The sequence below is a fragment of the Wolbachia endosymbiont of Drosophila bocki genome (genome assembly GCF_028982005.1).
GTDB lineage: Bacteria > Pseudomonadota > Alphaproteobacteria > Rickettsiales > Anaplasmataceae > Wolbachia > Wolbachia pipientis.
This window is the reverse complement of record NZ_JAPQLG010000102.1, coordinates 1-5,913: the sequence shown is the minus strand read 5'-3', so window position 1 is coordinate 5,913 and position 5,913 is coordinate 1. Positions and strand designations below refer to the sequence as shown.

General features: G+C 36.4%; 4 protein-coding genes. 2 read left to right on the top strand and 2 right to left on the bottom strand.

What is annotated here, in order from left to right; translation table 11 throughout:
• Window positions 1-172: 172 nt before the first annotated feature.
• On the bottom strand, window positions 173-2,908 hold the full coding sequence (ppdK, locus tag OZD61_RS02130) for a pyruvate, phosphate dikinase (RefSeq protein WP_274979677.1): 2,736 nt from the start codon (window positions 2,906-2,908) through the stop codon (window positions 173-175).
• Window positions 2,909-3,118: 210 nt separating this feature from the next.
• Between ppdK and OZD61_RS02125 the strand changes: the two genes are divergently transcribed.
• Window positions 3,119-3,970, top strand: a complete 852-nt coding sequence (locus OZD61_RS02125; RefSeq protein WP_096616857.1) for an Rpn family recombination-promoting nuclease/putative transposase — start codon at window positions 3,119-3,121, stop codon at window positions 3,968-3,970.
• A 106-nt stretch (window positions 3,971-4,076) separates the two neighbouring features.
• Here OZD61_RS02125 and OZD61_RS02120 read toward each other — a convergent pair whose 3' ends face one another.
• Window positions 4,077-5,432, bottom strand: coding sequence for a phosphomannomutase/phosphoglucomutase (locus OZD61_RS02120; protein ID WP_274979676.1), 1,356 nt, complete (start codon window positions 5,430-5,432; stop codon window positions 4,077-4,079).
• 34 nt (window positions 5,433-5,466) lie between these two features.
• Between OZD61_RS02120 and OZD61_RS02115 the strand changes: the two genes are divergently transcribed.
• Window positions 5,467-5,865, top strand: coding sequence for a hypothetical protein (locus OZD61_RS02115; protein ID WP_338062827.1), 399 nt, complete (start codon window positions 5,467-5,469; stop codon window positions 5,863-5,865).
• Window positions 5,866-5,913 lie beyond the last annotated feature (48 nt).

The following is a 5,913-nucleotide window of genomic DNA, read 5'->3' as shown; positions in this document are numbered from 1 at the left end:
AGCTACTGATATACTCCACCTTTTTTTATCTTTAATCCATCATAGCTAGCGATGCAACAAAGCCCACTGGGATCCAAAAGGCCATAATAAAAACTAGATTCCAGCGTCACGCGCTGGAATGACACCCTCTGGTGGACTCAAACCATATGAGTAGCCAACACTGCCACTATACTTACCTAGCAAATTTAGATCTAACACTAAACTGTGCTGCCACTAACTTTGCAATCGGTACTCTATAGGGTGAGCATGAAACATAATCTACCCCTGATTCGATGAGAAACTCTATAGATTTTGGATCTGCTCCATGCTCTCCACATATACCCAGTTTTATTTCTTTTCGGGTTTTTTTGCCTCTTTCAATGGCTATCTTGATTAACTCCCCTACCCCTTCGATGTCCAGCACTTCAAATGGGTCGTTTTCGAATATGTTGCTTTCCTTATAAGAATCGAGGAAATTAACTGAATCATCTCTTGAAAGTCCCATGGTTGTTTGCGTTAAATCATTAGTGCCAAAACTAAAAAACTCTGCATGTTTTGCTAACTTATCAGCAATCAGTGCTGCTCTTGGTAGTTCTATCATCGTTCCAATTGAATAAGCCTTGTCTGATGTCATTCCAGCGCGTGACGCTGGAATCTGCGTCTGGATCCCAGCTGAGATAACAGAGGATTCTTTCTTTGCTAGCTCGCATATCAGAATAAATTCTTTCTCGCTCATAATAAAAGGAATCATGATTTCAGGCTCCACTTCTATCTTCTTTTCTTTCTTTAATTCACTTGCAGCACTAAGTATTGCCCTAATCTGCATGCTATATATTTCAGGATGAGAAATAGCAAGTCTACAACCTCGATGGCCAAGCATTGGGTTCTTTTCTGATAACTGTGCTATTTTATTTTCTACTGACTCAACTGACTTACTAAGTGATTTGGCAATTTTTTCTATAGTAGACTGATCATTGGGTAAAAATTCATGCAAAGGTGGATCAAGCAACCGTATAGTGACTTCCCTGCCCTCCATAATAGAAAATATTTCTTTGAAATCAGACTTTTGCATTTCTTCTAGTTTAATGAGCGCATTTGCCCTTTCATTTTCATCGTCAGCTATTATCAATTTTTGAATGAATTCGATTCTATCACTAGCGAAAAACATATGTTCTGTGCGACATAAGCCTATACCTTCTGCACCGAATTCTTTTGCAATTTTTGCATCTTTTGGAGTATCAGCGTTCGCTCTCACTTTGATCGTTTTGATTTCATCTATCCAGTTGATTATCGTTTTGAATTCTTGCGATAATTCAGGTGAAATTGTAGGAAGAATGCCAAGCATAACCTCCCCTGTTCCTCCGTTGATGGTAATTGGTTCACCTTTATTTACTTTTGCATCCCCTACAGAAAAGAAAGTTCCACCTTTATCGATATAAAGTCCACTCACACTGCAAATGCATGGCTTACCCATTCCACGGGTTACAACAGCAGCATGCGAGGTCATCCCTCCCCGTGCTGTTACTATGCCACTTGCAGCATTCATTCCATTAATATCTTCAGGACTCGTTTCTGACCTTACTAAAATCACTTTTTTACCCTGCTCTGCAGCTTTTTCAGCATCACTTGCACTAAACACTACATATCCAGAAGCAACCCCTGGAGAAGCCGGCAGTCCCTTCCCTATTACTTTCTGGTCACCCTTAACGTCAAGAACTGGATGCAATAAATTGTCAAAAGTTTTTGGATCAATTCTCAATATTCCTTCTTCTTTTGTAATCGTTCCTTCGTTTACCATATCAACTATTATGCGAATAGCAGCTTCAGCCGTGCGCTTGCCAGACCTAGTCTGCAAAATCCATAACTTACCGTCCTGCACAGTAAATTCGATATCCTGCACGTCTTTATAATGCCTTTCAAGTTTTTCACATACCACGCATAATTCTCGGTAGACACTTGGCAGCAACTTCTCCATGGTGTTTTTTTGCTCTCCGTCAATTGGCATAGGAGTATAAACACCAGAAACCACATCCTCACCCTGAGCATTAATCAGAAATTCACCAAAGTATTTTTTTTCTCCAGTTGAAGGATTTCGTGTAAATATCACACCAGTTGCAGAATTATCATTTAAATTACCAAAAACCATTGCTTGCACGTTGACCGCTGTTCCAAGGTTTTCAGGAATATTATGTATTCTTCTATAGGAAACAGCCCTATCATTTTTCCAAGAGGCAAATACTGCATTAACTGAGTTTAACAATTGCTCTTCAACGTTCTGCGGGAAATGTTTCTCAGTTTTTTCATATACTATCTTTTTAAAATCGTTAACAATTCTCTTTAAAACATCAACATCAAGATCAGCTAAGCTTTTTGCTCCACTCTTTTGCTGCTCATTATCAACAACATCTTGAAATAGGTGATGATCAAGCTGTAGTACAACATTGGAGTACATCATGATGAAACGGCAGTAGCTATCGTAAGCAAAACGTTCGCCACTTTTTTTTGCAAGCCCAACAACGGTTTCATCATTTAGACCAACATTTAAAATAGTATCAAGCATGCCCGGCATTGAACTAACACTACCAGAGCGTATTGAAACTAATAAAGGATTATTTAAATCCCCAAATTTACAACCGATGTCATTTTCGAGCATCGCCATGTAGTTTTTGATTCCACTACATATGTCATTCCAGTGCGTGACCACATTTTTTTCTGGATCCGAGTAGTCAGCTACTTGGATAACAGAAGATCTATTGTCTTGATAATAGACTTTGCAAGCAGAGGTGGAAATTGTGAAACCAGGTGGAACAGGAATGCCAACACTGCACATTTCTGCTAAATTTGCCCCCTTTCCTCCCAGCAGATTTTTCATTTCTGCATTGCCTTCGCATTTACCCTGGCTAAAGTAATGTATCAACTTTTCCCCCATCATTTTCTCCAGATTTTCACTGATAAACACATTGTACATATAGTTCCAATAAACCTGTGAGAACTTGAAACCTTAGGATAATAAATTTTACAAAATTTTGCAACAACGTTCCTTCTGGCAACATCAGTAAAGTTAACAAAAAAGATGACAAATTATTGAATTATCATCAATAAGAATATATAATGTAAAGATACATTTAAAAATTTTTTTATGGCTCTTTCTAAATTTCTCGACCCCAAGAATGATGTTGCGTTCCGGCGTATTTTTGGTACTGAAAAAAATAAAGACATCCTCATTCACTTTCTCAATGATATTTTGGGGTTCACTGGCAAAGATGAAATAAAAGAAATAGAATTCCTCAGCACTATTCAAGATGCTGAAATTGCCTCTAAAAAACAAAGTATCGTTGATGTTCTTTGCAGGGATGAAAATGGGGTGCAAGTAATAGTCGAAATGCAAGTTGCCAAAACTAAAGGCTTTGAAAAACGCGCTCAATATTACGCTGCTAAAGCTTATTCAAGGCAAGCTGATAAAGGTGATCAATATCAGGATCTTAAAGAAATCATTTTTATAGCTATTGCTGATTGTATTCTCTTTCCTAATAAATCTGAGTATAAGTCAGATCATGTAATGTTAGACAAAGATAGCTATGAACATGATTTAAAAGATTTTTATTTTACATTTATTGAGTTACCAAAATTTCCTAAAACTAAAGAAGACCAATTGGAGAGTATAGTTGAAAAATGGATCTATTATTTTAAATATGCAGATGAAACTAGCGAAGAAGAATTGGAAAAGATAATAGGTAGTGATGTAATAATTAAAAAGGCATATGAAGAACTAAATAGATTCAACTGGTCAGAGAAAGAATTTATTGCCTACGAACAGGAAATAAAACGTATTCGTGATGAACGGGCTGTTCTTGAACAAAAACTTGATGATGCTAAAAAGGAAGGAAAAATTGAAGTTGCAAAAACAATGCTGGCTAATAATGTTGATGTCACCACTATTGTTAAGTTTACTGGCCTCTCCATGAGTGAGATCAAAGAATTGCAGAATTAAGTGGACCCGCAAACGGTTACACGAAATAATGCTGCAGCCTGACCAGGTGATAAGTACATTTAGCCTATTTATCTTTATACTTTCATGTCAATTTTATAAATCAAATTTATTTCTGTGAGTAGCTACAATTTAAAGACCTTGCTTCATCAATGTAATGGAACAAAACCTTTTTAGTAAGTTCAAAACCCTCTAAAGTCTCTCCTTCGCATCTTGCTGTAATGCAGTTTTGCGTATTTGATACCCTAAGAAGCCACCAACCTTTATTATCGGTTACCTTAACACCATCAAGATCTGAAAATACAATATTTTGCTGCTCCAGTGTTTTCTTTATTGACTCAATTATTTGAAACTTTTTCTCATCTTTCACTACAATCTTCACTTCATGAGTGATATATAACTTCGGTAAATCCTCAATCACCTGAGATAGGCTTTGGTTTTTCTTAAGCAAAATGTCAACTGCTTTAACAGCAGAATATAGCCCATCATCAAAACTTAGCTCAGAAAAGAAGAAGTGCCCGCTTAATTCACCAGCAAACTTTGCCTCTTCCTCTACCATCTTCTTCTTAACTAGTGAATGTCCAGTAGCACAGGTGATAACTTGCCCTCCTAACTTGCTAACAAAATCATGCACTTTCATACTCATTTTTACGTTAGCAATAACTTTGCTTTCTGGATATTCCTCCAACACTTCACGTGCAAAAATTATAAATAAATGGTCATTGGAAACAACGTTGCCTTTATTATCAATTAAGCGCACCCTATCGCTATCGCCATCTAGCGCAATGCCAAGATCACATCCATATTCCTTCACAATGTCAATTAATTGAGCAAGATTTTTTTCCTCTATGGGATCTGGATCATGCAGTGGAAATGCCCCATCTATAGAGTTATTGGTTACGATGTGCGTATGACCAGGCAAGATCTTTTCAATATACCTTATAATTCCACTTGCTGGACTATTTCCACAATCCCAGGCTATTTTTAATTTCTGTGTAGTATCGTTCTTCACTGCACTTTTCAATATGCTAATGTACTCACTATATATATTTATGTTAATTAAGCTTCCAATTCTTGTGCTGTTTTTAATTGGACTGCTTATAATTTCCTTCATTTCTTGATCTGAGAAGACTTTTTTATTACTAAAAAATTTAAAGCCATTATATTCGCTGGGGTTATGAGAGGCAGTTATTATGATACCAAGATCCGCCTGTGTGATTTGTGTTGCAGCGTAAAGCATAGGTGAAGAGCATAGTCCAACGCGTATAACATTTGCACCGGATAAAGTTAAGCCCCTAATTAATTCTCCTTCTATACCTGGTGAATCTATTCTGCTGTCGTAGCCGACACAAACACTAGCTACGGTTTGGCCAAACTTTCTACCTATCTCGTACCCATCATTAATCTGCAAGCCTTTGCCTATTATACCTCTGATATCGTATTTTCTTATAATGGTATTGTCCATACTGTACTTCTTGAGGTGGCTACTATATAACATTTTGGCCAAATGCTCAAGTTTATTTATCCAACAATTAGTTGACTTTTTAAAGAAATCTGTTAATATTATAGTATATTTTTTAAAATGTAAAATTATGCCACAGGAAAACGAAAATGTATTTATAGCTGAAAGTCAAAGTTTAGATGTAGATGAACAGCAGAAAAAGGATATTTTAGATGTGATTGAATCTTGTAGCAGCTTTCAAGAGACTATAAAACAATTGGAGGAAAAAAATTTAATCTGGTATTTTATTGGCCCTTTACGCAAAGATGAGGACATTACAGGACAGATAAATTTAAAGTGGGAAAAGGAGTTCCAAAAATTTGAGCAATCAATAAATGAAACACATAGAGAGTTTGAAGCACCTTTACCAAATCAAAATTTCTTAGAACCTGTTTAAAATCTTCGTAATAGGAGAGAAATGAAGGAAAGGACAATCATTTGCAAG